This window comes from Kribbella sp. NBC_00482 (genome assembly GCF_036013725.1).
Classification (GTDB): domain Bacteria; phylum Actinomycetota; class Actinomycetes; order Propionibacteriales; family Kribbellaceae; genus Kribbella.
In genome coordinates this window covers 3,959,785-3,985,692 of sequence record NZ_CP107881.1, presented here as the reverse complement: position 1 = coordinate 3,985,692, position 25,908 = coordinate 3,959,785, and the positions used below count along the sequence as shown (strand labels likewise).

26 protein-coding genes and 1 pseudogene are annotated in these 25,908 nt (G+C 68.4%); 14 read left to right on the top strand and 13 right to left on the bottom strand.

What is annotated here, in order from left to right:
* Positions 1–21: 21 nt before the first annotated feature.
* The 3 genes from OHB24_RS19655 to mtrA are packed head-to-tail and all read right to left on the bottom strand — an operon-like array spanning position 22 to position 4,252.
* Positions 22–1,776 carry an LpqB family beta-propeller domain-containing protein gene (locus tag OHB24_RS19655; protein WP_327640517.1) on the bottom strand — a complete coding sequence of 585 codons (1,755 nt, stop codon included), beginning with the start codon at positions 1,774–1,776 and terminating at the stop codon, positions 22–24.
* Positions 1,773–3,524 (bottom strand): MtrAB system histidine kinase MtrB, encoded by a 1,752-nt coding sequence (gene mtrB / locus OHB24_RS19650; protein WP_327640516.1) that lies wholly within the window; start codon positions 3,522–3,524, stop codon positions 1,773–1,775. Before mtrB ends, OHB24_RS19655 begins: the two co-directional genes overlap by 4 nt.
* 50 nt (positions 3,525–3,574) lie before the next feature.
* Positions 3,575–4,252 (bottom strand): MtrAB system response regulator MtrA, encoded by a 678-nt coding sequence (gene mtrA / locus OHB24_RS19645; RefSeq protein WP_130445425.1) that lies wholly within the window; start codon positions 4,250–4,252, stop codon positions 3,575–3,577.
* A gap of 255 nt (positions 4,253–4,507) precedes the next feature.
* Here mtrA and OHB24_RS19640 point away from each other — a divergent pair, with 255 nt between their 5' ends.
* The 5 genes from OHB24_RS19640 to OHB24_RS19620 are packed head-to-tail and all read left to right on the top strand — an operon-like array spanning position 4,508 to position 9,552.
* Positions 4,508–5,527: a hypothetical protein gene (locus OHB24_RS19640; protein WP_327640515.1), complete on the top strand. Its 1,020-nt coding sequence runs from the start codon at positions 4,508–4,510 to the stop codon at positions 5,525–5,527.
* On the top strand, positions 5,524–6,153 hold the full coding sequence (locus tag OHB24_RS19635; protein WP_327640514.1) for a DUF4129 domain-containing protein: 630 nt from the start codon (positions 5,524–5,526) through the stop codon (positions 6,151–6,153). The genes OHB24_RS19640 and OHB24_RS19635 overlap by 4 nt, the downstream gene beginning before the upstream one ends.
* Complete coding sequence (locus OHB24_RS19630) at positions 6,150–7,292, top strand: DUF4350 domain-containing protein (protein WP_327640513.1); 1,143 nt, start codon at positions 6,150–6,152, stop codon at positions 7,290–7,292. Before OHB24_RS19635 ends, OHB24_RS19630 begins: the two co-directional genes overlap by 4 nt.
* Complete coding sequence (locus OHB24_RS19625; protein ID WP_327640512.1) at positions 7,289–8,260, top strand: AAA family ATPase; 972 nt, start codon at positions 7,289–7,291, stop codon at positions 8,258–8,260. The genes OHB24_RS19630 and OHB24_RS19625 overlap by 4 nt, the downstream gene beginning before the upstream one ends.
* Complete coding sequence (locus OHB24_RS19620) at positions 8,260–9,552, top strand: DUF58 domain-containing protein (RefSeq protein WP_327640511.1); 1,293 nt, start codon at positions 8,260–8,262, stop codon at positions 9,550–9,552. The genes OHB24_RS19625 and OHB24_RS19620 overlap by 1 nt, the downstream gene beginning before the upstream one ends.
* Here OHB24_RS19620 and OHB24_RS19615 read toward each other — a convergent pair.
* The 3 genes from OHB24_RS19615 to OHB24_RS19605 are packed head-to-tail and all read right to left on the bottom strand — an operon-like array spanning position 9,549 to position 11,378.
* The gene (locus OHB24_RS19615) at positions 9,549–10,244 is read right to left on the bottom strand and encodes a phosphotransferase (RefSeq protein ID WP_327640510.1); all 696 of its coding nucleotides are present in this window, start codon (positions 10,242–10,244) and stop codon (positions 9,549–9,551) included. The genes OHB24_RS19620 and OHB24_RS19615 overlap by 4 nt on opposite strands.
* Positions 10,241–11,044 carry a VOC family protein gene (locus OHB24_RS19610; RefSeq protein ID WP_327640509.1) on the bottom strand — a complete coding sequence of 268 codons (804 nt, stop codon included), beginning with the start codon at positions 11,042–11,044 and terminating at the stop codon, positions 10,241–10,243. Before OHB24_RS19610 ends, OHB24_RS19615 begins: the two co-directional genes overlap by 4 nt.
* Complete coding sequence (locus tag OHB24_RS19605; protein WP_327640508.1) at positions 11,037–11,378, bottom strand: ArsR/SmtB family transcription factor; 342 nt, start codon at positions 11,376–11,378, stop codon at positions 11,037–11,039. The genes OHB24_RS19610 and OHB24_RS19605 overlap by 8 nt, the downstream gene beginning before the upstream one ends.
* 73 nt (positions 11,379–11,451) lie before the next feature.
* On the opposite strand from OHB24_RS19605, the gene OHB24_RS19600 reads away from it, so the two are divergent.
* On the top strand, positions 11,452–11,703 hold the full coding sequence (locus OHB24_RS19600; protein ID WP_327640507.1) for an amphi-Trp domain-containing protein: 252 nt from the start codon (positions 11,452–11,454) through the stop codon (positions 11,701–11,703).
* A gap of 6 nt (positions 11,704–11,709) precedes the next feature.
* On the opposite strand, the gene OHB24_RS19595 is transcribed toward OHB24_RS19600, so the two are convergent.
* From OHB24_RS19595 to OHB24_RS19575, 5 genes are read right to left on the bottom strand one after another with little or no spacing between them, the layout of a single operon-like run.
* On the bottom strand, positions 11,710–12,645 hold the full coding sequence (locus OHB24_RS19595; protein WP_327640506.1) for an ABC transporter ATP-binding protein: 936 nt from the start codon (positions 12,643–12,645) through the stop codon (positions 11,710–11,712).
* Between the two features lie 3 nt (positions 12,646–12,648).
* A complete protein-coding gene (locus OHB24_RS19590) occupies positions 12,649–13,593 on the bottom strand; it encodes an ABC transporter ATP-binding protein (protein ID WP_327640505.1) in 945 nt (314 codons plus the stop codon).
* Positions 13,586–14,473: an ABC transporter permease gene (locus OHB24_RS19585; protein WP_327640504.1), complete on the bottom strand. Its 888-nt coding sequence runs from the start codon at positions 14,471–14,473 to the stop codon at positions 13,586–13,588. Before OHB24_RS19585 ends, OHB24_RS19590 begins: the two co-directional genes overlap by 8 nt.
* Complete coding sequence (locus OHB24_RS19580) at positions 14,470–15,492, bottom strand: ABC transporter permease (protein WP_327640503.1); 1,023 nt, start codon at positions 15,490–15,492, stop codon at positions 14,470–14,472. The genes OHB24_RS19585 and OHB24_RS19580 overlap by 4 nt, the downstream gene beginning before the upstream one ends.
* On the bottom strand, positions 15,489–17,285 hold the full coding sequence (locus OHB24_RS19575) for an ABC transporter substrate-binding protein (protein WP_327640502.1): 1,797 nt from the start codon (positions 17,283–17,285) through the stop codon (positions 15,489–15,491). Before OHB24_RS19575 ends, OHB24_RS19580 begins: the two co-directional genes overlap by 4 nt.
* Positions 17,286–17,455: 170 nt before the next feature.
* Between OHB24_RS19575 and OHB24_RS19570 the strand changes: the two genes are divergently transcribed.
* The 4 genes from OHB24_RS19570 (at position 17,456) to OHB24_RS19555 (ending at position 21,837) form a co-directional block, all read left to right on the top strand.
* Positions 17,456–18,322 carry an aminoglycoside phosphotransferase family protein gene (locus OHB24_RS19570; protein ID WP_327640501.1) on the top strand — a complete coding sequence of 289 codons (867 nt, stop codon included), beginning with the start codon at positions 17,456–17,458 and terminating at the stop codon, positions 18,320–18,322.
* 430 nt (positions 18,323–18,752) lie between these two features.
* A complete protein-coding gene (locus OHB24_RS19565; protein WP_131344052.1) occupies positions 18,753–19,355 on the top strand; it encodes a TetR/AcrR family transcriptional regulator in 603 nt (200 codons plus the stop codon).
* 2 nt (positions 19,356–19,357) lie between these two features.
* A complete protein-coding gene (locus OHB24_RS19560) occupies positions 19,358–20,254 on the top strand; it encodes an ABC transporter ATP-binding protein (RefSeq protein WP_327640500.1) in 897 nt (298 codons plus the stop codon).
* Positions 20,251–21,837 (top strand): ABC transporter permease, encoded by a 1,587-nt coding sequence (locus tag OHB24_RS19555; protein ID WP_327640499.1) that lies wholly within the window; start codon positions 20,251–20,253, stop codon positions 21,835–21,837. Before OHB24_RS19560 ends, OHB24_RS19555 begins: the two co-directional genes overlap by 4 nt.
* Before the next feature lie 80 nt (positions 21,838–21,917).
* Here OHB24_RS19555 and OHB24_RS19550 read toward each other — a convergent pair.
* Both OHB24_RS19550 and OHB24_RS19545 read right to left on the bottom strand, forming a co-directional pair.
* Positions 21,918–22,016, bottom strand: a pseudogene (locus OHB24_RS19550) (DUF1206 domain-containing protein); the annotation flags it as partial.
* A 36-nt stretch (positions 22,017–22,052) separates the two neighbouring features.
* A complete protein-coding gene (locus OHB24_RS19545) occupies positions 22,053–23,048 on the bottom strand; it encodes a stage II sporulation protein M (RefSeq protein ID WP_327640498.1) in 996 nt (331 codons plus the stop codon).
* A 45-nt stretch (positions 23,049–23,093) separates the two neighbouring features.
* Here OHB24_RS19545 and OHB24_RS19540 point away from each other — a divergent pair, with 45 nt between their 5' ends.
* From OHB24_RS19540 to OHB24_RS19525, 4 genes are read left to right on the top strand one after another with little or no spacing between them, the layout of a single operon-like run.
* Entirely contained in the window at positions 23,094–24,134 is a 1,041-nt protein-coding gene (locus tag OHB24_RS19540; protein ID WP_327640497.1) for an RDD family protein, read from the top strand.
* Complete coding sequence (locus tag OHB24_RS19535; protein WP_327640496.1) at positions 24,125–24,442, top strand: hypothetical protein; 318 nt, start codon at positions 24,125–24,127, stop codon at positions 24,440–24,442. The genes OHB24_RS19540 and OHB24_RS19535 overlap by 10 nt, the downstream gene beginning before the upstream one ends.
* Before the next feature lie 36 nt (positions 24,443–24,478).
* Positions 24,479–25,225 carry a class I SAM-dependent methyltransferase gene (locus OHB24_RS19530; protein ID WP_327640495.1) on the top strand — a complete coding sequence of 249 codons (747 nt, stop codon included), beginning with the start codon at positions 24,479–24,481 and terminating at the stop codon, positions 25,223–25,225.
* A gap of 56 nt (positions 25,226–25,281) precedes the next feature.
* Positions 25,282–25,905: a DUF7691 family protein gene (locus OHB24_RS19525; RefSeq protein WP_327640494.1), complete on the top strand. Its 624-nt coding sequence runs from the start codon at positions 25,282–25,284 to the stop codon at positions 25,903–25,905.
* Positions 25,906–25,908: the final 3 nt, after the last annotated feature.

Sequence of the window (25,908 nt, the reverse complement as noted above, 5' to 3'; positions counted from 1 at the left end):
CCGGGCCTGTGGACAAGTGGCTCAGCCGGGGTAGGTGGGGATGATGGTGGCCTGGCTGTTGTCGGCGTCCATCGAGACCCACCCGAGGTCCTTGCTGAGCCAGTGGATGCGGCCCGCGTCGTCCTGGATCACCGGCAGCGTGTCCTTGTGCGTGTTCGACGCGACGTGCTCGGGCACGAAGGCCGGCGCCGAACCGGGCAGCAACTGCAGGCTGGACCCGTCGATGCTGACCAGCCAGGGCTGCGGCGCCGCGTTGTCGGTCCCGATCACGATGATGCCCTGCTTGTCCCAGGCCGCGTCGGTGATGTTGGTGAGGGCCAGCCGCAATGGCCGGAACTCTGCCAGCGTCAACTGCTTGCCGCCGTTGGTGGTCTGGACCGTCGCGATCTCGACGTAGTTCTGCTTGGTGGCCGCGCTGTGCATCACCAGCAGCGCCCGGACACCGTCCGGCGCCATCCGCAGGGCGACCGGAGTGTCTCCCTTGAAGTCGGTGTCGACCTCGCTGACGCGCCCGTCGTCGTGGCGGACGCGCAGCCGCGGGTCGGCTTGGTCGGCCCTGTCCAGGAACCACAGGTTGTCCTGGCCGTCGAAGGTCGGCGGCAAGGTCTTCCCGTCGACCTTGATCTCGGACGCCTTGGGGGCGTTGTCGGCCGGGTCCAGCTTCCCGAAGATGACCCGGCGCCCGTCGGCGGTGACGATCGCCCCGGCGTCACCCGCCAGCGTGACCGCGAAGGAGCGTGCCTTGTAGAGCGCCAGCGGACCCGAGTTCAGCGGCTGGGCGGAGATGTCCGACGCCCCGTCGAGTCCGACGATCCGCTGCGGCTTCTGCCCGAGCAGACCGTACAGCTTGGTCATCGCGCCGGCCGACGCCTGCGGGTCGTACGCGCTGAAGTTGGCGAACGGCAGCACCTCGGGCTCGTCCGGAAGCAGCGGTGCACCGCCGACAGTGATCTTGGCCCGGAGGTTGAGCTGGTTCAGCGTCCAGACGATCTGCGCCGCCAGCAGCCGCCGGTCCTGATCCCGGAGCGATCCGGCGGTGTCGTTCAGCGCCACGGTGGCCACACCGAGGTCCACCGGGACCGACAGCTGTACCTCTGTGCCGGGCGGCGCGAGGGAGACCACGCCGTTGCCCAGCCGGCTGGTCGGGCCCTTCAGGAGCTCCTGGATGAGCTGTGTCGCGGCCTGGCCGGACGGGAGGTTCTGCGGCAGCCAGACCTGGTCCGGCACCAGCAGGTCCCGGGACTGGTTGAAGAAGAACAGGTCCCGGGGAGCGAGTTTCAGGTCGACCTGGTTGCTGCCCAGGTAGGCGCCCGGAGGCGCTTTTGCGACGCGGAGCTGCCCGTCCACCTTCTTCAGCTCGAAGAAGAAGTCGGCCTTGTCGGTCGCGGCTGCCGGGATCCACTCGCCGCGCGCGCCGATGGTGGCGATCTTGCGGGCGGTCAGCTGGATCCCGTCGTCCTTCCGGGTCAGCGACTCGGGACGCTGGTCGTACACCACGGTCTGCGACTCCGGCTTCCATTCCCCCGCGGCTTCCGGGGTCATGTACTGCCGCGCCACGTCGTACGCCTGGGAGTCCGACATGGCCTCCAGGAAGCCGCTGACGATGGCCATGGCGTCGATGTTCGCCCGCGGCGGCTTCGCCTCGACGCCGACACCGCCCAGGTCAGGCGCGAGCCCCTGCCGCTCGCCGTTGCGGATGGTGCCCTGCGTCGGTACGGCCGCGCAGCCGCCGAGCAGCGCCACGGCGAGCAGAACCCCGAGCAGCCGGCGTCTCACCGCTCCTCACCGCCGCTCAGCTTCTGGTACGGCGCGCCGACGTCGACGAGCTCGGTGACGACCCGGGTCGCGTCGGGCGGTCGCGGCGGCAGCGGCGAGCCGGTGAGCGCCACGTCCGGCCGGCGCGGCAGCGTCAGGCGGAAGTACGCGCCGTCGCCGGGCGAGCCCCACGCGTCCAGGCGGCCGCCGTGCAGCCGGGCGTCCTCGAGCGCGATCGAGAGGCCGAGACCGGTGCCGCCCGTGGTCCGGGCCCGGGCCGGGTCAGCCCGCCAGAACCGGCTGAACACCATCTCCGCCTCCTCGGCCCGGAACCCGACCCCGTGGTCGCGGACGGCCACCGCGGCGGCATCGTCGTCGTAGGCCGTGCTGATCCGGATCGGCAGGCCCTCGCTGTGCTCGATCGCGTTGCCGATCAGGTTGCGCAGGATCCGCTCGATCCGGCGGGAGTCGACGTTGGCCCTGCAGGGCCTCGGCATGTCCAGCTCGACCGAGCAGCCCTTGCGCTCCAACAGCGTCTCGTGGTTCTCCAGGACCCGGTTGACGATGTCGCGCAGGTCGACGTCCTCCAGGTCCAGGGCGGCCGCTCCGGCGTCGAACCGGCTGATCTCCAGCAAGTCGGCGAGCAGCTCCTCGAACCGGTTGAGCTCGTTCTGCAGCAGCTCCACCGAGCGGCGGCTGATCGGGTCGAACTGGTCACGGCTCTCGTGCAGCAGATCGGCAGCCATCCGGACGGTGGTCAGCGGCGTCCGCAGCTCATGCGACACGTCCGACACGAACCGGCGCTGCAGCCGTGACAGCTCCTCCAGCCGGCGGATCTGCCGCTGCAGGTTGGAGGCCATCTTGTTGAACGACACCGCCAGCCGCGCCAGGTCGTCGGTGCCGCGGACCTGCATCCGCTCTTCGAGCTTGCCGGCCGCCAGTCGCTCAGCGATCCGTCGTGCCATCCGGACCGGAGTCACGACCTGTCGGGTGACCAGCCAGGCAATCGCACCGAGCAGAACGATCAGCAACAGACCTGCGGTCACCAGAGCCCGCTGTACGACGTCCAGCGTCTCCTGCTGCGCGGTGAGCGGGAACAGGAAGTAGATCGCGTACTTGTCGCCGGTGGAGTCGATCCGGATCTGCGAACCGATCACCAGCCCCGGGACGCTCGGGCTCTCCCGGTAGTTGATCAGCGTGTACGTGTCCCACAGCTTGGAGCCGTCACTCACCACGGAGGAGGCCAGCGCCTGCGGGATCGAGTTGCTGTCGACCAGTCCGGTGTAGCGGATCGCGTTGGACGCCGCCTGGTCGGTCGGCACCAGCAGGACGTCGTACAGGCCCGGGCGGTTGGAGCCGAGGACCAGCTTGGACAGCTCCTGGTTGACGGTGTTGCGGTTGGCGGCGTCGATCGTCACGGACAACTGCTGGAGCTGCGCGCGGACCTCGGCCTGGGCGCTCATCCGGCGGGACTCCAGGACGCCGTCGGTGACCTGGCTCATCATCACCCAGCCGACCAGGATCAGGACCAGCGTCGACATCAGCAGGGTCCCGGTGACGATCCGGGCCTGGATGGACCGCCGCCAGATGTCCGGCCAGTGCTTGGGGTGCGTCCGCCACAGCGGCTGCGGCTGGGCAGACCAGTCCACCGCGGCGACGGTCAGCTCCAGTTCCGTCCCGCGGGACTCGGCCGCCTTCTGCTCGGGCGGTGCCGTCGGCTGCGCGCCGTCGGCGATCTGTCCGGTGTGTACCTCGGTGCCGGGGTCCACCACCACGTCGTCGGCGGCAGCCTGCGACTCTTGGCCGCGTCCGTACTCGATCAGTCCGCACCCGCCTTGTATCCGACACCGCGGACCGTGACCACGATCTCCGGGTGCTCAGGGTCCTTCTCGATCTTGGAGCGCAGCCGCTGGACATGCACGTTCACCAGCCGGGTGTCGGCAGCGTGCCGGTAGCCCCAGACCTGCTCCAGCAGCACCTCGCGGGTGAACACCTGCCAGGGCTTCGACGCCAGACAGACCAGCAGGTCGAACTCCAGCGGCGTCAGCTGGATCGTCTCGCCGGCCCGCTTCACCGAGTGGCCGGCGACGTCGATGGTGAGGTCGCCGATGGTCAGCGACTCCGGACCGGGCTCGTCCATCCGGCGCAGCCGGGCCCGGATCCGGGCCACCAGCTCCTTCGGCTTGAACGGCTTCACCACGTAGTCGTCGGCGCCGGACTCCAGCCCGAGCACCACGTCGACGGTGTCGCTCTTCGCGGTCAGCATCACGATCGGCACGCCGGACTCGGCCCGGATCGCCCGGCAGACGTCGATCCCGTCCATCCCGGGCAGCATCAGGTCGAGCAGCAGCAGATCGGGCTTGAACTCCCGGAACGCCGGTACCGCCTTGTCGCCGGTTGCGACCAGATAGGTGTCGTAGCCCTCGTTGCGCAGCACGATGCTGAGCATCTCCGACAACGCCGTGTCGTCGTCGACGATGAGGATGCGGCCCCGCATCGTCCGGTTACCGTCTGCCACGCCCTTAGCTCCTTGCCGTCCGCTGCCGACCGATTCGACTGCTCGGGGTGCGCCCGGCGGGTGCCGGGCCGTACGCACTACGGATAGTGTCCCATTCCCCCGGTACTGCACACGCCGGATCGCCGTGTGACCCCGAGTTGGGCTGTGATCATCCGGGATCATGGTGCACTTCGGGGGTTCACCACAACTCACGTGCCGGCGGGTACGACGGTTCACCGGGAGAGGAGGTACGCAGTGGCCGACCAGAGTATGCGCCTGCACGACGACGTGGCGACCGAGCCTCTGCGGCCGTGGCTGCCGGCGGATCTGCTCGACAACGCCGCCCGGACCATCTCCGACAACAAGACGATCATGCTGGGCCTCCCGGTGCTGGCCGGGATCGCCCTGGTCGCGGTGCAGGCCGTTCTGACCGAGGTCGCCGTACCGGGTGGGCTCGGTGGGTTCTTCGGGGCAGACGATCCGTTCGAGCAGGCCGGTGCGGCCCTTTTGCTCACGTACGGCGTACAGGTGGTGCTGTTCTCGGTGGTGTCGAGCATGCTGGCCGGCATCATCGCTCTGGCCGCGGTGCGGAGTCAGCTGGCGCACCGGGCCGGTCCACGCGAGCTGATGCGGCTGGTGCGACCTGCGCTCCCCGCACTCGCCGCTGTCGGTCTGGTGCAGTCCCTGTCGTTCATGCTCCTGATCGGCGGCTGGGGGCTCGCAGTGCTCGGTATCGGCGCCGGAGCGGACGCCGCGGTCTCTTCCGAGGCGGCCGGGGCCGCTGCGCTGGTGATGATGCTCGTCGGCGGCATCCTGGTGCTGATCTTCGGCGTCCGCCTGGTGCTCGCGGGGACCGTCGTGCTGATGGAGGGCAGGCATGCACCGGACATCGGGCTGTACATCCCGGTCCGGGTGGGCGTCTGGGGTGCGCTGCGGCGGTCCTGGCAGCTGGTGAAGGGCAAGTTCTGGCGGGTGTTCGGGATCCTGCTGTTCGGCGGGCTGGTGGTGAACATCATCGGCTACGCACTCCAGTTCGGGGTCAGCGCGCTGATCATCACCGTCGGCTCGTGGGCCGATCTGAGCGACAGCACCGGCGCCGTGGTGGTGACGATCGTGCTGGCCGTGGCGGCGGGGATCGCGACGCTGATGACGCTGATCGCGAGCCTGGCGTTCATGTCCGCCGTACAGGCCCTGATCTACCTCGACCTCCGGGTCCGCCGGGAAGGTCTCGACCTGTGGATGCGTCCGGCCCTGCGGCTCGAGGGGACGGCGTGATCTTGTTCCCGCTGGAGCCGCCGGTCGACATCGACCGGGACCAGGCCGCTCAGGAGGCGGCCAAGGAGCTGTCCAAGTCCGCGTACCGGGACTCCGGCTCGCTGATCGAGAGAGCCCTCGGCAAAGTGGTGGATTGGATCGGCGACCTGCTGGACAGCCTCACCGGCTCGTCACCCAACGGCCACGCCGGTCTGACGATGCTGATCGTTCTGCTGGTCCTTGTCGTGGTCGTGGTGCTCTGGCGTTCCGGCGTACTGCGGACCAGCCGTCGGGTGAAGGCCCAGGCCGTTTTCGACACCACCCGGCCGCAGAGCGCCGCGGAGTACCGCGCGTTGGCGGAGCGGGAGGCCGCGTCCGGGGACTTCGCGTTGGCGATCCGCAGCCGTTTCCGGGCGTGCGTAGCTGAGCTGACCGAGCGGACCGTGCTGGACGAGCGGGCCGGACGTACGGCGTACGAGGTAGTTGCCGATGCGTCGCGAGCGGCGCCTGTACTGCGTGAGCCGCTGCAGCCGGCCGCACTGGTGTTCACGGAGGTTGTCTACGGCAACCGCCCGGGAACGCCGGAGCGGTACGCCGTTGTCGTGGCCGCCGACGACGCTGCGCGGACTGCACGGGTGGCTGTATGAGCACGCCGGTCGGGCGGAGCGTTGGCGACAGTTGGCGTGCGTTGCGGACACCGCTCCTCGTCACTGGGCTCGTTGTACTGGCCGCGATCGTTGTCCTGATCGCCACGTCCGCACGGACGTCAGGGCAGTTCAGCCCGGACTCCACTGAGTCGACCGGGGCACGGGCGCTGGCAGCGTTGCTGGAGGACCACAACGTCGACGTACACGGCACGGAGTCGCTGAACGACGCCGTACAAGCAGGAGGCGGCAGCACGCTCCTGATCGGGCCAGGTGGCTCGCTGGACGACGGAGACTGGCGGCGGATCGCTCAGGCGCAGTGGAGCCACGTCATCCTGATCCGGCCCGGCAGCCGCGCTCTGCAGGCCCTGGCGCCCGGTGTACGTTCCACGGGCAACTCGCTGGCCACCCGTAGCCGCCAGCCCGGCTGTGAGCTCCCAGCTGCGGTGAAGGCCGGCACGGTCACCGTCAACGGACCCACGTACTCCGCTCCCGAGGGGGCGACCACCTGTTACGGCGACGGCATCAACAACACCGTGGTCCGGCTGCAGGTCGGTGACCGGGTCGTCGACGTGATCGGTACGCCGGCGTCGTTCATGAACTCCCGGCTCGCTGAGGACGGCAACGCGGCGCTGGCGCTCAACCTGCTCGGCACGCACCAGGATCTGACCTGGTACCTGCCGCAGTGGGAGTCGGACTACCCCGACTCCGATGGCGAGAGCAGCGCACAGCTGATCCCGCCTGACGTCCGCTACATCGCCTGGGCGCTGGCGTTCGCCGTGCTGGTGGTGGCGATCTGGCGCGGACGGCGGCTCGGCCCTGTGGTGGCAGAGCGGCTGCCGGTGATCGTGCACGCGGCTGAGACGACTGAGGGCAGGGCGCGGCTCTACCGACGCTCACGAGCCCGCGACCGCGCTGCGTCGGCATTGCGCGAGTCGGCGCTCGGCCAACTGCACGAGGCGCACGGCATCCCGCGGCGGGCCGATCCGCAGGCTGTGGTCGCGACTGTCTCCGCCCGGACCGGCCGGGACCCCGCCATGCTGTACGAGCTGCTCTACGGCCTGCCGCCGCTCACTGACGCCGCTCTGATGTCCTTGTCCCAGGAACTCGACGTACTGACGCAGGAGGTACGACACCCGTGACGACTACCGAGGTCACCGCGGACCAGGCCCGGCAGGCGCTGGTCGCGCTCCGGACCGAGATCGGTAAGGCGGTGGTCGGCCAGGACACTGCTGTGACCGCACTGGTACTCGCCCTGCTCTGCCGTGGCCACGTGCTGCTCGAGGGCGTCCCCGGTACGGCGAAGACACTCATGGTGCGGGCGCTGTCGATGGCGATGCGGCTGGACACCAAGCGCGTGCAGTTCACCCCGGACCTGATGCCCGGTGACGTGACCGGGTCACTCGTGTACGACGCGAAGACGAGCGAGTTCGAGTTCCGGCCAGGACCTGTGTTCACGAACATCCTGCTGGCGGACGAGATCAACCGGACGCCACCGAAGACACAGGCGGCGTTGCTGGAGGCAATGGAGGAGCGGCAGGTCACGGTCGACGGTGAGCCGCGCAAGCTCCCGAATCCGTTTGTCGTTGCCGCCACCCAGAACCCGATCGAGTACGAGGGCACCTATCCGCTGCCCGAGGCGCAGCTGGACCGGTTCCTGCTGAAGGTGACGCTGGACATGCCGCCGCGCGACGCGGAGATCGCCGTCCTCGCCCGGCACGCGCAGGGCTTCGATCCGCGGGACCTGGAGGCTGCTGGGTTGCGCCCGGTGGCCGGTCCGGAGGATTTGCTGGCCGGGCAGAACGCCGTACGCCGGGTTGCGGTCCGGGAGGATGTGCTGGCCTACGTCGTCGACCTGTGCCGCGCCACGCGCCAGTCGCCTTCGCTGCAGCTGGGCGTGTCGCCCCGTGGTGCCACGGCGTTGCTGGCGGTCTCCCGTGCGTGGGCGTGGCTGTCGGGCCGCGACTATGTCATCCCGGACGACGTGAAGGCGATGGCGCGTCCTTGCCTTCGGCATCGAGTGCAGGTGCGACCGGAAGCCGAGCTGGAGGGTGTCAGCGCGGACGCGGTGCTGGAGAGCGTGCTCGCGACGGTGCCGGTGCCACGCTGATGGTCCTGACTGGCCGAGCCGGCATCCTGGCTGCAGCTGGAGTGGTGTTCGTCGCTCTGGTGATGCCGTCGTGGGCCGGTGTCGGTGTGGTCGTCGCTGCGGTGCTGGCGGTGTGTCTGGTCGACATACTGCTGGCTGGGTCGCCGCGTCGGCTGCAGTTCAGTCGGGACGGCGACAACGCCGTACGACTCGGTGAGCAGGCCGTAGTGAACCTGCTGATCACCAACCCGGGGCGACGCGTGCGCGGGTTGCTGCGGGACGCGTGGCCGCCGTCTGCCGGCGTACTGGATCCGCCGCACAAGCTGGACCTGCCGTCGGGCGAGCGGCGTCGACTGACGACACATCTGGTCCCGACGCGCCGGGGCGACCGGCAAGCGTTCCGGGTGACTGTGCGGTCCATCGGCCCGTTGGGGTTCGCTGGGCGCCAGGGGTCGCATCAGGTCGACTGGACGGTGCGGGCGCTGCCGCCGTTCAAGAGCAGGAAGCACCTGCCGTCGCGGCTGGCCCGGTTGCGGGAGCTGGACGGACGTACGGCGTTGCTCGTGCGCGGGCAGGGCACGGAGTTCGACTCGCTGCGTGACTACGTGCCTGGTGACGACGTACGGAGCATCGACTGGCGCGCGACGGCCCGGCGCGGGAACGTCGTACTGCGGACCTGGCGACCGGAGCGGGACCGTCAGGTCGTGATCGTGATCGACTCCGGACGGCTGTCCGCGGGCCGTGTCGGCGATGCGCCACGGCTCGACCACGCGATGGACGCCGCGTTGCTGCTGGCCGCACTGGCCACGCGCGCCGGGGACCGGGTCTCCTTGCTGGCTTGCGATTCCGCGGTGCGGGCCGACGTACGGCGTCCGGCGCCGGAGGACGTGCTGCCGTCCTTCGTGAACGCGCTGGCGAACGTCGAGGCCGAGCTCGTGCAGACCGACTTCCGCATCGTCGTGTCACAGGTGCTGGAGCGGCTGGGCCAACGCTCCCTCGTCGTCCTCCTCACCGGCCTCGACCCGGCGGTGATCGAGGAGTCCCTGTTGCCCGTCATCGGCCCGCTGCTGCGTAGGCACGTCGTACTGCTGGCGTCCGTGGCCGACCCGCGCCTCACCGAGCTCGAAGCGGCCCGCGGCGACCTGCTGGACGTGTACGGCGCTGCCTCGGCCGCCCGCACCCGCCTCGACCGGGACCGGCTGACCGCCACCCTCACCCGAGCCGGCGTCACTGTCGTCGACGAGCTCCCTGACCACATCGCTCCCGCGCTCGCGGACACCTACCTCTCGTTGAAGAAGGCCGGCCGTCTCTAGGTCAGCGCTGCCTCGAAGATGTCGCGGTTGGCGGTTGTGAACGCGTGCTCGCGCTGGGACCAGGCGATGCGCTCGGCGGCCTCCGGACAGGGCCTCTGGGTCCAGAAGTCGACGTTCTGGAGCAGGCGGGACAGGACGGCCGGGATCAGGCCAGGGCGATCCTTGGTGGGCAGGTTGTAGCCGTCGGCCAGTACTCGGACCTGGTGGGCCTGGCGGGCGGGGTCGTTGTGTTTGGACGCGATGCACCAGGTCCAGGCGGCGTACCCGAGGTCCTCCAGGGGATCACCCGGGGCGGCCAGGTCGAAGTCGATCAGGGCGGCCGGGAGGTCGTCGGTGAAGACGAAGTTGGTGGGGGCGGGGTCGTGGTGGCAGACGACCGCTTGGCCGGCGGTGAGCGGGCTGTCGCGGGTGGCGTCGTGGAAGGCGCGGAGCAGTGCACCTGCGGCGGCGATTTGTTCGTCGGACCAGCGTTGGTATCTGGGCGGCACCCAGCCGTCCAGGTACGTGAGGATGTCGCGGCCGGCCTCGTCCTGGCCCAGGTACTTCGGGACACCTGTGAAGCCGCGCTCCTCGAGGAGTCGCAGAAGGTCCGCGGTGAACGCGGAACAGTCCGACCCGGGGCGGCGTACCGTGTCCGCGACACGAACCACCCCGGGCGTCAGCCGGCCTCCGACGAGCGGCTGTTCGGTCACGCCATCGTGGGACGGGCCTGGGCGAACGTCCACTGATGGCCCTCCAGGTCCTCGGCTTCGTAGCAACGGTACCCATGCTGGTGGATGTCCGAGAGGATCTTCGCGCCGGTCTCCTGACTGTGCGCGAAGTGGGCGTCGAGATCGTCGACGTACACCCAGACACCGTGGTCCAGCTGTGCGGTGCGCTTCTCCGCGAGCTTGAAGAGCAGAATCGCGCGGGCGCCGACCTGCAGCTCGATCCAGGACGGGTCTGTGCCCTCGGCCGGGATCTTGTCCCATGAGTCCAGGCCGAAGACCGTGTGCAGCCAGCGGGCCGCGGCGGCAGGATCCTCGTAGTACAAGGCGATCGCGAGCCGGTCCAGCTCGCGCGGTGTCCGTGACGCGTGATCGCGCCGTTCGGCCCAGGCCGGGAGCCAGTGGATGACGTTCGGCCAGAAGTAGAAGGCCTTCTCGCCACCGGGGACGAGCGACTGTACGACGGTCACGCGGGTGCCGCCGTCGTACGCCTCGAAGTCGATGCGGGTCTCGGTGTCGTCGACCGAACTGCGATAGGCGAACAGCGCGCCCGGGGTCCAGTCGGTGATCTTGCCGAGCTCGAGGACATCGTCGGGCGGCGAGTACACCTCGAGGATGCGGCCGCCGACGCCGGGCTCGATCTGCATCGCGGTGGCGCGGGCGGCGTCGAAGAAGTTGATCGGGCCGCGCACCCACCACAGGTCGATCTCCTCGGTGAAGATCTCGAACGCGGTTGCCGGATCGACGGCGACCTCGACCGATGCGGTCGCGGACGGTTCAGTCATCGGACTTCCCTTTCTGCTCGACGTGGCGTTTGAAGGAGCCGAGTTGGTCGCGCCAGTGCGCCTGGACCTGGTCGAGCCAGGCCTGGACGGCGACGACGGGCTCGGGGTTGAGGCGGAACACGCGGACCCGGGCGTCGTCCGGGACGCGCTCGTCGGCGACCAGACCGGCCTCGAGCAGGATCCGCAGATGCCGGCTCATCGCGGGTGACGAGGCTCCGGTCGCCGCGGCCAACTGACCGGCCCGCCGCGGTCCTTCGCCCAGCAGTTGCACGACCTGCCGGCGCGTCGGATCAGCCAGCACCTCGAAGAACCGATCCACCTGATGTTCCGCCATACCGCAATAGTTCTATGACCTGTTAACTATTGTCAACCGGTGGAAGAACCTGTCGGCTGCTTGGATTGGCGGCATGAGTGAGAGAGATGTCGAGAAGGACTACTCGGTCGCCGACTTCGCAGCCAAGCTGAGGCGGCTCGCGGACGCGCTGGAGTCGGGCAAGCCGTTCCGGATCCAGGTCGCGGGTGAGCGGTTCACGGTGCCGAAGAACGCGCGGATCAGCGTCGAGCACGAGCGCGGCGCGGACGAGGAGGAGGTCGAGTTCCAGTTGAAGTGGGCGCTCGCCGACGCGGACCAGGAGCCCGAGGACGACGACGAGGTCTGAGTCCGGTCAGGTAGTGGCCAGGTAGCACGCGACCTGGGCATCCGTGCCCGCGGGCAGGATCTGCAAGGGTTGCGTGCTGCACTCCGGTTTTCCCTGGCCGGCAGCGACGAGTTGGCAGCGGGGATGGAAGCGGCAGCCGGTGGGGATGCGGGTCGGGTCCGGCGGTTCGCCGGTGAGGACGATGCGGTTCGGGGATTCGGGGAGAACACTCAGAAGCGCTTGTGTATAAGGGTGTTGCGGGTTCTTCAGGACGTCCTCGGTCGGGCCGGACTCGACGATGCGGCCGAGGTACATGACGGCGACCCGGTCGGCGATGTTCCAGGCCAGGCCGAGGTCGTGGGTGACCACGAGCGCCGACAGCCCGAGGTCGTCGCGCAGCCGGAGCAGGAGCGAGAGAATCTCGCCACGGACCGAGGCATCCAGGGACGCGACGGGTTCGTCGGCGATCAGCACCTTGGGGTCGAGCGCCAGCGCGCCGGCGATGACGACGCGTTGGCGCTGGCCGCCGCTCAACTCGTGCGGAAAACGCTGGAAGAAGCGTTCCGGCGGCCGCAGGCCGGCCCGCGCGAGAGCCGACGACACGACAGCCTCCTCATCGGGTAGGCCGTGGATCCGGGGGCCTTCGGCAACCGCCTCGTAGACGGTATGGCGGGGATTCAGCGATCCCATCGGGTCCTGCAGAACCAGTTGGACCTGGCGGCGGAAGGCCCGCAGCGCGCGGCCGGAGTAACTCAGCGGCGTTCCGTCGTACGAGATCTTGCCGGACGTCGGGCGCTCCAGCCCGAGCAGCGTGCGCGCGAGCGTGGTCTTGCCGCAGCCCGACTCACCGACCAGTGCGACGATCTCGCCGGCGCCGACGGACAGGTTCACGCCGTCGACGGCCCGCGCCCGGCGGCCGCCGCGACCGGAGAACTCGACGTGCAGCTCAGTTGCCTCTAGCAAGAGTCACTCCCCTACCAGGACGCAGGCGGCGGTCCGGTCGGCGCCGGCCGCCCGCAGTTGTACGTCGGATGTCGCACAGGACTCGAGTGCGACCGGGCAGCGCGGGTGGAACGCACAACCACCCGGCAGCTGTTGCGGATCCGGCGGATCCCCGGCCAGCCCACGCGGGGCGAGACGGGACGCGGGATCGCCGACGGTCGGGAACGCGGCCGCCAGCGCTTTGCTGTACGGGTGCCGGAAATCCCCGGACGAAGGACCGACCTCGACCAGCCGCCCGGCGTACATGACGGCCAGCCGATCGCACACGTCCGCGAGCACCGACAGGTCGTGCGAGATCATCAGCAACGAGATGCCGTGGTCCGCGATCAGCTGGCGGATCAGCGTCAGCACCTGCGCCTGCACCATCAGGTCCAGCGCGGTCGTCGGCTCGTCGGCGATGATCAACTGCGGCTCACAGGCCAGAGCCATGGCGATCATCACTCGTTGCCGTTGGCCACCACTCAGCTCGTGTGGATAGCTCCGCGCGCGCCAGGCCGGCAGCCCGACCTGGGCCAGCAACTCTTGTACCCGCTTGGACGCGTCCGCGCCCGACGCCTGCCGATGGACGAGCAGAGGTTCCGCGATCTGATCGCCGATCCGCTGCACCGGATTGAGCCCGTGTTGCGCGCCCTGGAACACGATCGACGCCGACGACCAGCGGACGGCCCGCAGCCGGCCCCACTTCATCGCCAGCACATCCTCGCCGTCCAGCATCACCCGCCCACCAACGACAGCGGAGCGCGGCAGGAGCCGGAGCAGCGCCAGCGCGACCGATGACTTCCCCGATCCCGACTCCCCCGCCAGGCCGAGCGCCTCACCGGCCGCCAGTTCCAGCGAAACCCCTCGTACGGCGGGCACGTCGGAGGACTCGAGCCGGTACGTCACGGACAACTCATCGAGCTCAAGCATGGGCACGCGTCCGCAGCCGGGGATTGAGCACAGTCTCCAAAGCCCTTCCACACAAGGTGAACGCCATCACCACGGTCACGATGCACAGGCCCGGCACGAGGATGTACCACCACGCGCCAGAGGTCGCCGCACCCCAGTCGTACGAGCCGCGCAGCATCGTTCCCCACGAGGTCTTGTTCGCACTCACGCCGAGGAACGCCAGCGTCGACTCGGTGACGATCGCGCTCGCCACCTCCAGCGTCGTACTTGCCAACAGCAACGGTGCGACGTTCGGCAACACGTGCCGCGTCGTGATGTGCCAGTGGCCGGCGCCGAGAGCCAGGGATCGTTCGATGTACGGGCGTGCTTCCACGGCCAGCGTTTGCGCACGGATCAGTCGCGCGGTCGACGGCCAGGACGTCACCCCGATCGCGACGATGATCGTCGTGGTGGAACCGCCGAGGATCGCCGCCAGTACGAGCGCGGTGACCAGCGACGGGAGCACCAGGAACCAGTCGGTCACCCGCAGGATCACCGCACCGATCCACCCCCGGAAATGCCCGGCCGCGATCCCGAGTACGGTCCCGATCACCATGCTGAGCAATGCCGCGAGGAAACCGATCAGCAGCGAGGTCCGCGAACCCCACCAGATCATCAGCAACACCGACCGCCCCGACTCGTCGGTCCCCAGCGGATCGTCGAGGCTCGGCGGCGCCATCTTCGCCCCGGTGCCGCTCACCACGTTCGTCACGCTGGAGTCGATGAAGAGCGGCGCTATCAGTGCTAGCACTACGGCGACGGCGAGAATCACCAATCCGGTAACGCCGGCTCGGTGCGTGCGGAAATCCGCCCAGAACCGTCCGATCGCGCGCCGACGGCGTACCCAGGTCACATTGCTCATGCCGACCTCACTCGCGGATCCAGCAGGTGGTACACGACGTCCGCCAACGTGTTCATCAGGATCACCGACACCGTGATGAGCAGGAACGTGCCCTGCATCAACGTGAAGTCCGGCACCCGGATCGCCTCGTAGAACAGCTGCCCGAGCCCCGGCCAGCTGAAGATCGCCTCGACCGTCACGGCGCCCCCGACCACGAACCCGATCCGCATGAACACCAACGTCACGGTCGGCAGCAGCGCGTTCGGTACGGCGTGCTTCCGCCGTACGTCGTCGTCACGCAAACCCTTCGCCCGCGCCGTCGTGATGTAGTCCTGCCCGACCTCGTCGATCACCGACGACCGCATCACCAGCAGGTACTGCGCGTAAACGACCGCGACCAGCGTCAGGCACGGCAGCACCATGTGCTGCCCGACGTCGAGCACACCCGCGAACCCGTCCGGCTTGTCGACGCTCGAGCTCCCGCGGGTCGGGAAGATCCCCGGAATCGGACCGATTCCGGCGGCGAAAACCATCAACAGCAACAGCCCGAGCCAGAACGTCGGCACCGACCACAGCACCAGCGAGATGGCGGTTGACACCTTGTCAAACTTACTGCCGGGCTTCCACCCAGCCCGTGCTCCTTGCCAGAGCCCCAGGCTGACGGCCAGCACCAGCGCCGTGCCGGTGAGCAGCAGCGTCGACCCGATCCGCTCGCCGATCAGGTCGAGGACCGGCCGCTTGTACTCGTACGAAACCCCGAGGTCGAAACGCAGCGTCTGGCCCACGAAATGCAGGAACTGCTCAGGAATCGACTTGTCCAACCCGAGCCGCGCACGCTCCAGGTCCAACTGCTCGGGCGTCATGTTCCGGCCCTGCGCGAGCGCCCGGACCGGATCGCCCGGCAGCAACCGGAACAGGAAGAACGTCGCGACGATCACCATCGCGATGCTGAGCAACGCCCCGCCCGCCTTGGTCGCCGCATAACGCAGCAAACCATGACGGACCGGCGTCTGCTCCAGCTCTTCGACGGATGTGGTCATTCGCGCTCGTCGGCCGCACCGCTGCGGCGACGCAGTACGAAGAAGCCGGCGAGTGCGAGTACGACGACACCGCCCGCGACGCCCGCGATCACGCCGCCGCTCGACCCGCCACCGTCGGCCGACGCGCCATCCTTCGACACCGCCTCGAGCGTGTAGAACGGCCAGTACCCGGAACCGCCGTACAGCAGGCCCTTGTCCTCCGGGATCGGCGTGATGCTGGCGATCCGGTCCTTGCGGTAGCCCTCGAGGTCGTTCGGGTAGTAGAGCGCGATCACCGGAGCGTCGGTGTAGAGCCTTTCCTCCATTTTCTTGATCGTTTCCGCGCGCTTTCCGCGGTCGAGTTCCTTCTGCTGCTCGACATACAGGCCCTCGTACGTCGGGTCGCAGTAGAACGACTCGGTGCCGCCGCCCTTGCCGTCGGCCCCCGGACGCCGGCTGCACAGGTGCGTGGCGAGCACCTCCTCCGGGTCCGGGTTCACCGACCAGCCGCTGATCGCGATGTCGAACAGTGCCGTCGTACCGGTCTCCTCGCTGAACTTGCTGGAGTCCAGGCGCTTGGTTGTCAGGGTGATCCCGAGCTCCTTGTACCAGCCGGTCAGGTACTCGGCGAGCTTGTCCTCGACCGGAGTGTCGGTGTGAATGCTGAACCGGAACTGCAGTTTCCGCGACCCGTCGGGCATCGTCCGGATGCCGTCGGCGCCCTTCTTGTACCCCGCGTCGTCGAGGATCTTGTTCGCCTTCGCGAGGTCGAACGTGACCTTCTCGGCGCCGCTCGCCTCCCAGAAGAAGTCCTTGTACAGCGGCGGGATGATCGACCCGTCGGCCGGTTTCGCCAGCCCGCCCTGGACCTCGTCGACCAGTTTCTGCTTGTCGATCGCGTAGTGCAGCGCGGTCCGCACCTTCGGGTCCTTCAGCGCGGGATGCCCGTCGCCGATCGGCTTGTCGTCACTGGTCGTCGCGCCGTGGTTGATCTGCAGGTACGTCGCGCGCCGGCCCTGCGTGTTCCACTGGACGATGTTGTCGTCGCTCTTCAGCGACTCGAAGTCCGACGGGTTGAGCCGGCCGATCAGATCGATGTCACCCTTCTTCAGGCCGACGATCGAGGCCGCGGGGTTGTCGTAGAAGATGATCTGCAGCTCGTCGATCTTCGGACGGCCGCGCCAGTAGTCCGGGTTCGCCTCCAGCCGGACGAACTGGTCCTTCTTGTGCTCCACCGCGACGTACGGTCCGCTGCCGACGGTCGGGTACACCTCGGCCTCGTACTTCGAGATGTCCTTGACCTTCTCCCAGACGTGCTTGGGCATGATCGGCACCGGGTTGTCGAGCATCGACGCCTGCGGGGCCTTGAGCTTGATGGTCAGCTCCTGGCCGCTCGCGGTGACACTCTGGAAGTTCTCCACCGCCGGCCCGTTGCCGGTCTTCGCGCCGTCGTCGGTCATCATCTTGTTGAACGTCCAGGCCGCGTCGTCGGCCGTGATCGGCTGCCCGTCCGACCACTTCGCCTGGCGGATCTTGAACGTCCAGGTCAGCCCGTCCGGCGACGTCGTCCACGACTCGGCCAGATCCGGGCTGGGCTGCAGCGTCTTCGAGTCCGGCACCGTGAGGAAGCCGTAGATCATCCGCTGGATCGACCCCGTCACCAGCCGCACGGCGAGGAACGGGTTCATCGAGTCGACCGACTGGGTCACTCCGATCTTGATGACCTTCTTCGGCGCCGGATCGGCAGCCATCGCCGTACCCGGCACAGCCGCCAGCACGCACAACGCCGCCAGCACCGCCAACAACTTCCTCATCGGGCCGCCCCACCTTCAGCTGGTGTTGGTGTTTGGGGACGAACCCACACCAGCAACCACCACCCTGTCAACAAGATACGAAACTTTGTCACCCCGAAGTAACCTTCTTACCGGGGCTTCGCCGAAATGCGAGGGACAGAACAAGCGCGCGAAGGTAGCCTCACGAAGTCATGGAGATGTCCGAGGTCACGCGTGCGATTGCGGTTGCGAGTTCGATCGCTGGATCGCTGGATCTGCCGGTGGACGACGCGATCGTTCTCCACAACTCGAACAAGCTGGCGTTGCGGTTGACGCCGTACGACGTGTTTGCACGCGTCGCCCCGGTGGGGGAAGAGGCTGCGCTGTTCGAAATCGAGCTCGCTCAGCGGCTCGCCGAGGTCGGATCTCCGGTGGCCGCCTTGGAGCCCCGGGTTGAGCCGCTCGTGTACACGCGCGACGGCTTCGCAGTGACGCTGTGGACCTACTACGAGCCCGTGACGCCACAGGTCCCACCGGTCGACTACGCCAAAGCGCTCGAGCAGCTGCACGTAGGCATGCGCAAGGTCGATCTGGCCAGCCCGCACTTCTCGGATCGCATCGCCGAGGCGGAAGAGATCGTCGCCAACCCGAACCTCTCGCCCGAGCTCCCCGACGCAGACCGCATCTTCCTCAGCAACAGACTACGAAGCCTGCATCAGGCGATCGACGACCGCGGCGCCGAGGAGCAGTTGCTCCACGGCGAGCCGCATCCAGGCAACCTGCTCAGTACGACGTACGGCCCGTTGTTCATAGACTTCGAGACGTGCTGCCGTGGACCCGTCGAGTTCGATCTCGCCCACGTACCCGAGGCTGTCTGCGGGCGCTACCCGGGCGTTGACCAAGAGCTGCTGGACGACTGCCGGGAGCTGGTTCTGGCGATGGTCGCCGCGTGGCGCTGGGACATCGGCGACCAGTTCCCGAACGGGACGCGATGGCGAATGGAGTTCCTGCGCACACTGCGCGAAGGCCCTCCCTGGCCCACCCTCGACTCCATGGCCGCCCAACTCGACGATCTGTAGAAATCGCCGACGCTGGTGACCTCGCATAGGAAATAGCACGTCCCCACCCACCATTTCCTATCTCCAGTCACCACTTCCTGTCTCCACCCACCACGGTCGGCGGCTGAATCCCGCGAGACCCGACCAGTCGGACGAACGTGTGCAGCTCGACAGGTAGAGGACCAGCGAGACACCGTACGCACAACCACACTCACGCCTAGGTGCACTACCCAGCCGGCCAACATCTCCTGTCCAAAATGCACGTGACTTCGCGGGATGGGCGGGGCCGACGTGCCGGTTGAGGTGGCTCGCTGGCGGGTTGTTTCACCGCTGGCGTGTTGCAACCCGCCAGCAGCACCACAACCTGCCAGTCGCGCAACATCACTCCCGAATGGGCTTGACTACACGATCGTGTAGTAGTTTGCTTTTGTGTGTAGGGAGAGGAGTTGGGATGGAGCGACCGGCGGATGATCTGACGGCTCGGGCGCGGATTCGGGATGCCGCGATCCGGTTGTTCGGGGAGCGGGGGATCGAGGGGGCCTCGATCCGGGACATCGCGGCCGAGGCGGGGGTGTCGTCGGGGTTGGTGCGGCATCACTTCGGGTCGAAGGAGTCGTTGCGCGAGGCGTGTGACCGGTACGCGAAGGAGCGGATGCTCCAGATCGGCGCCGAACTCACGCAGGATCACGACCTCACGGGGCTCGATCCGCTGGCGTTGCACCCGGTGGCGTTCCCGCTGCAGCTCTACATCGTGCGTTCGATGATGGACGGTTCCGAGACCGCGACCGCGCTCTTTCTCGAGGGCGTCGACGCGGTCGAGGAGTGGACGACCAGTTACGGCATCAACCCCAAGGACCGGCGCGGGTACGCCGCCGCGCTGGCCGCGATCAAGCTGAGCGTGTTCGTGTTCCGCGACCAGGTCTCGAAGGCGCTCGGCGAGGACATCACCACCCTGGCGGGCTACAACCGGATCGGTCAGGCCCTCATGGAGGTCTTCACGATCCCGCTGCTCACCCAGGAACAACTCGACAACATGCGGAAACAGGAGAAGTGATCATGCCGGCTGCGATCAGCACGGAAGGTCTGGTCAAGCGGTTCGGGCGTACGCACGCCCTGGACGGTCTCGACCTCGCGGTGCGAACCGGTGAGGTGCACGGGTTCCTCGGGCCGAACGGCGCGGGGAAGACCACCACCATTCGCATTCTGCTCGGAATGACGCGCGCGGACGAAGGTACGGCGCGGGTCCTGGACGGCGATCCGTGGTCGGACGCGACCGAGCTGCACCGGCGGCTCGCGTACGTGCCGGGCGACGTGACGCTGTGGCCGAACCTGTCCGGCGGCGAGGCGATCGACCTGCTCGGCCGGATGCGCGGCGGCGTCGACAAGAAGCGGAAGGCCGAACTGTTGGAGCGTTTCGACCTCGATCCGCGGAAGAAGGCGCGGGCGTACTCGAAGGGCAACCGGCAGAAGGTCGCACTGGTCGCCGCGTTCGCGTCCGACGTCGAGCTCCTTCTTCTCGACGAGCCGACGAGTGGGCTGGATCCGTTGATGGAGGAGGTCTTCCGCGAGGTCGTGCAGGAGATCAGCGACCGCGACGGCAGGACGGTGCTGCTGTCCAGCCACATCCTGTCCGAGGTCGAGGCGCTGTGTGATCGCGTCACGATCATCCGGGCCGGCCGCGCCGTCGAGAGCGGCACGCTGAACGAGCTGCGCCACCTCACCCGGACGTCGATCCAGGCCGAGCTCGTCGGCCCGATGGACGGTCTGGCCCAGCTGAACGGCGTGCACGATCTCACGGCAAACGACGGACGGGTCCAGTTCGACGTGGACACGGACGAGATCAATCCGGTACTGCGGCGGTTGACCGAGATCGGCGTACGGAGTCTGGTCAGCCAGCCGCCGTCGCTCGAGGAGCTCTTCCTGCGGCTGTACGAACCCGAGGCCGTGAAATGAAGAGCCTCGCGGGAACCGGCGGCCTGATCCGGCTGGTCCTGCGCCGCGACCGGATCGTGCTGCCGTTGTGGATCGTGCTGCTGACAGCGATCTCGGTGAGCTACGTGCAGGAGTACGGCGACCTGTTCCCGACGCCCGAGGCGCGGATCAAGTACGCGAGCAACGCCGGCTTCATCACCTTGTACGGCGAACTTTCCGGGCCGAGCCTGGGCGAGTTCGTCACCTGGCGACTCGGATTCGTCCCGGTGATGGTCGGTCTGATCAGCCTGCTCACGGTCATCCGGCACACCCGCGTCGAGGAGGAGTCCGGCCGCCGTGAGTTGCTAGGGGCAACCGTCGTCGGACGGCACGCGCAGCTCGCGGCAGCCCTCGCCACGGTCTTCGGCGCGAACCTCGTGCTCGCCGTACTGCTTGCCCTCGGCATGCACACCCAGGACCTGCCGCTGTCCGGATCGGTTGCCATCGGCATCGTCTACGCGGGCACCGGCTGGCTCTTCGCGGCCGTCGGCGCCGTCGCGGCCCAGCTGAGCGCGAGCGCCGGGACAGCACGCGGCATCGCGATCGGCGTACTCGGCGGAGCCTATGTACTGCGGGCCGCCGGTGACACCAGCGCACACACGGACGGCCCACTCGCGTGGTTGTCGTACCTGTCCCCGATCGCCTGGGCACAACGGATCCACCCGTACGCCGACAACCGCTGGTGGCTGGCCATCGTGGTCCTCGCAACGACCATTCTGCTCGTGGTCACAGCCGTAAGTCTCGCCGTACGACGAGATGTCGGCTCCGGTCTGCTACCCGATCGGCTCGGCCCCGCGGACGGTGCCATGGGCTCCCCGCTCGCGCTGGCGTGGCGTCTGCACCGCGGTCTGCTCGCTGCGTGGACGGTCGGATTCGCCTTGCTGGGCTTGCTTTTCGGCGGTGTCGCCGAGGGCGTCGGCGACATGATGCGCGACGACCCGAGCGTCCAGGAGATGTTCCAGCGGATCGGCGGCGCGGCCGGGGTGATCGACTCGTTCCTGGCCGGTGTGATGATGCTCGTCGGCCTGATCGCCTCGGCGTACGCCGTCCAGGCGACGTTGCGGATGCGGGTCGAGGAGAGCAGCGGACGGGCCGAGCCGGTACTGGCGACCGCGACGAGTCGCTGGCAGTGGGCGGCGAGCCATCTCGTGTTCAGCCTGCTGGGACCGGCCGTCGCGCTGCTCGCGGCGGGTGTCGCCGAAGGGCTTGCGTACGGCGTGGCGATCGGCGATGTAGGCGGACAGCTGCCGCGACTGATCGGTGCGGCGCTCGCTCAGCTGCCGGCCGTGTGGGTGCTGGCCGCGATAGCGATCGCGATCTTTGGGTTCTTCCCGCAGGCCTCGATGGCATCCTGGGCCGGACCGACGGTGTGCATCCTGATCGGACTGGTCAGCGCCGGCGTCAGCACCGCCGGCTGGATCCGCGACATCTCGCCGTTCACACATCTGCCCTCGCTCCCCGGCGGGTCAGCGCATGCCGGTCCGTTCCTCGCCCTGCTCGGGATCGCGATCGTCGTCGGTCTCGCCGGTCTGGTCGGGCTACGCCGGAGGGATCTGCCAGCATAGATTTCAGTGGCGGGCGTTGCGCGACCAGCTGAAGCAGTACGCGCCGAAGGCCGCGACCCCCAACCGAGCTCCAGAACCCGCCACACCACCAGCGCGAACAGTCCGATCGCGACGACCCACAACAGCACACCGCCCAGGGGTTTGCTGGACAGTTCCCGCAAAGCACCTTGCTGCGAGGCCTCCTGCGACGACTTGCGGTGCCCAGATGGAAACGGTCAGGCGGAAACGGGTGCGGTGGCCTCGCGGTCCGATTCGTCGATGTCGCCGTACTCGCCCTGGCGGTGGGCCCGGCGGCCGAGGGTCCAGACGTAGGTGAAGAACGCCAGCTCGGTGAGGATGCCGATGGTGATCCGGACCGGGCCGGGCAGGAACGGTGTGACGAAGGCTTCGATCAGGCCGGTGACGAGGAGGACCGCGGCGAGACCGATCGCCATACCGACGGTGGCACGGCCGGTCTGGGCGACGGACTGCATGCGGGTCCGCGGCCCCGGTACGACCCAGGACCAGCCGAGTCGCAGGCCGGCCGCGGTCGCGACGAACACCGCTGTCAGCTCGAGCAGGCCGTGCGGGGTGATCAGGCTGAAGAACAGGCCGCCCTTGTCGTGGCTGATCATCAGCCCGGCACTGAGCCCGAGGTTGAGCGCGTTGTCCCAGAGGATGAAGACGGACGGGATCAGCAGGATGCCGAGCGCGAGTACGGCGGCACTGATCGTCGCGTTGTTGATCCAGACACGGAGCGCGAAGTCCTGTGCGGGGTTCTCCGAGTAGTACGCCTCGAAGTCGTGCTCGACGAGCTGCTTGATCTGGTCCGGCGTAGCGATCGAGTCCACGACCTCCGGGTGCGCCAACACCCGCCACGCGGCCCAGGCCGCGACCAGGTAGAAGAGCAGCCCGATGGTGACCCACCAGCGTCTGGACGCGTAGAGCGCGGCTGGGAAGCTGACGAGGAAGTACTTCGAGATGTCACGCCAGACGGGCGCCTGCGCACCCGTCACGGCACCACGCGCGTCGGCGATCAGCCCGGACAGGCGACCGATGGACACCGGGTCCGCTCCGGCTGCTCGCAGCGCGGCCAGGTGGGTGCCGACGCGCTGGTAGAGCACTACGAGCTCTTCGGCCTCCGCACCGGACAGGCGGCGCTGGCGGCGGGTCAGGTAGGCCAGGCGATCCCACTGCGGCTGGTGCACCGAGACAAACGCTTCTACGTCCACCGCCACACCTCCTCCACCCGACTGGTGGCAGACTAACCGGACTCAGTGTCTACCGAGGAGGGGGGCGGCGGAGTGTCCCAGCTGGTCACCGGCGAAGCGGTCGTCCTCCAGGTGCGGATCGCCCGGATGCCGACGCGGGCTCTGGCGTGTGCGATCGACATGGCACTGCAGGGCATCGTGCTGACCGTACTGATCGCGTTGCTGGCCGGCTTCCTGTTCGGGAGCGAGTCCAGTGAGGCGCTGGCGGTCGCGCTGATCTTCATCGTCGTACTGCTCGTGGTGGTCGGCTACCGGGTCGTGATGGAGACGCTCACCCGGGGGCGGACGCTGGGCAAGATGGTGCTCGGGCTGAAGGTGGTGCGCGACGACGGCAGCTCGATCCGGTTCCGGCACGCGCTGGTGCGGACGCTGATGTGGTTCTTCGTCGACTTCGCGCCGTGGTTCGCGGCCAGCCCCGGGATCGTGGCGAGCCTGATGAACAAGCAGGGCAAGCGGATCGGGGACATGGTCGCCGGTACGGTCGTCATTCGCGAACGGCACCAGTCGATGGCGTCGCCGCCGCTGTTCGTCCCCGGCCACCTGGTCCAGTGGGCGCAGTCGCTCGAACTGTCCCGGCTGTCCGACGAACTGGCCAACGCGGCCCGCGACTACCTGTCCCGGTACGCCGAGCTCCTCCCCGGCGCGCAACACGCCCTCGGCGAGGCGCTGGCCGCCCGCGTAGCCGCTGTGATCGCCCCCGCACCGCCGACCCAGATCATCGCGCCGGCGTACCTCTCCGCCGTACTCGCCGAACGCCGCCGCCGCGAACTCCAACGCCTCTCCACCCAACGCCCCACCCAAACCGGCCCCTTCGCCCCCAACCCGTACGCCGTCCCCACACCGGCGCTCCCGCTGCCCGGCGCCCCGTCGTACGCGATCCCCGCCGGCCCGTTCACCCCACCAAGCCCGTACGGCGTCCTCCCGCCACCCCCACCCGCTCCAGGCCCGTTCGCCCCGCCCGCACCACCGTCGGCAACCCGCCCCGCAACAGTCAACGCCCAAGGCTGGGCCGCCCCAGGCAGCAACGAATCAAGCCAGTGGTCCTGACGCCCGCCGACGCAGTCGCGTCGATCGTCGTCCACCGGCACGACGACACGTTCGTCGAGCAACTGAAGGCGGCGAACGCGTCGTTCGCAGACCCAACCTTCGAAGCAGAACTCGCGACCTACCTCCGACACCATCCGCAACTCGTCGACGCGTGGGAGGTGTGGGCCGAAGACCAGCGATGGACACCCACCGCCTACTTCCACGGAACCGAGACCGGCTGGTACGACGGCGCCCAACGCCGGCACGTGCGACACCATCCGGACCGGGCCGTGGCTGCGGCCGACTTCATCCATCGCTTGGCCGGCTGACGATCGAGGCATCGGTGGCGAGTTAGTGTTGCGACTATGTCGCAGATTGGGTGGGGTGAGTGGCTGGCTCGGTGGGATCGGCAGCAGGCCGGGTATCTGCCGGATCGGGACGAGCAGTTCGACCTGATGTTCACGATCGTGGAGAAGGTCGCCGGTACGCCGGAACGGTTCGTGGATCTCGCCTGCGGGCCGGGGTCGATCTCGGCGCGGGCCGCCGCACGGTTCCCCGGCGCGCGGATCGTCGGCGTCGACCTGGACCCGTTCCTGCTGGTGATCGCGCGGAACGCCGTACCGGGTGTGCGGTTCGAGGAGGCGGACCTGCGAGCCGCCGGGTGGGACGCCGTACTGGGTGACGAACCGGTGGACGCGGTCTGCTCCGCGACCGCGCTGCACTGGCTTGATCCGGCCGATCTGGAAGAGCTCGCGCGAACGTTGGCGCGGCGGATCCGGCCAGGTGGCGTCTTCCTGAACGCGGACACCATGCGCCTCGGCCCGGCCGAGGTCCCGCAACTCGACGCCGTCGCGGTCGAGCTCCGGAATCAGATCTGGGCCGACTCGCACGCGGCCGGCATCGAGGACTGGAAGTCGTGGTGGGACGCGGCCGCCGAAGAGCCGGCATTCACCACGCTCCTGAGCGAACGAGAGCGCCGCTTCGCCGACCGCTCCAAGTCGCGCGACATAACCCTCACCGACACACTCGAAGCCTTCCGCAAGGCCGGCTTCGCCGAGGTCGCCGTACTCGGGCAGGTCGCCGACAAGCACCTCTTCACAGCTGTCCGCTGAGGCAGCTTGTTGCCAGTTTGGCGGGGACGGCTTCGGTGGTGTCTAGCCTCGCCGGTATGAGTCTGTGTCTGGATGTCTTCGCTGTTGAACTGGGCCCGCTGCACGACGCCATCGGCTCCAGGGACCAGGACCTGTTGCGGAGAGTCAGTTATCGGTCCGCCGGTCAATGGACGGAGGAGGATGACTACTTCGCGGAGGAGATCGCCGCCGGAGCACCGACCAGCAGGGACGCCACGCTCGCGGTGATCAATGGTGGACCGTTCACCGAGGGGTACGGAACCCAGTACGGCTCGGCGTTCAGGGACATCTGCGGAACCATGTTCGCCGACTTCGTCCTCGGGAACGAGTACTTCAGCGGTTTCCGCACCGGATGGCTCGTGGATGTCGGCAAGGGACTCGAGCAGCTCGGTATCACCACACCGAAGCTGGACGACCTCGTCTTCAGCGGGATGCCGCGCGCCCTGCCCGACTCCGAGGGCATCGGCTACGGCGAATGGACCAACGCCGCCTGTCGAGCCGGACTCGCGCAATGGCAGGCTTCCACGCCGCGGCAACGGGAGGCGCTCCATCCTGAGGTTCTCGCCGCAGTCGAGAACTGCGTCGCCTGGATGAGCGCCGCAGCCGAGATCACCGACCAGTTTCCGGACGAGGAGTACGGCGTCGCCGCGTTCCTTCTCTGAGCG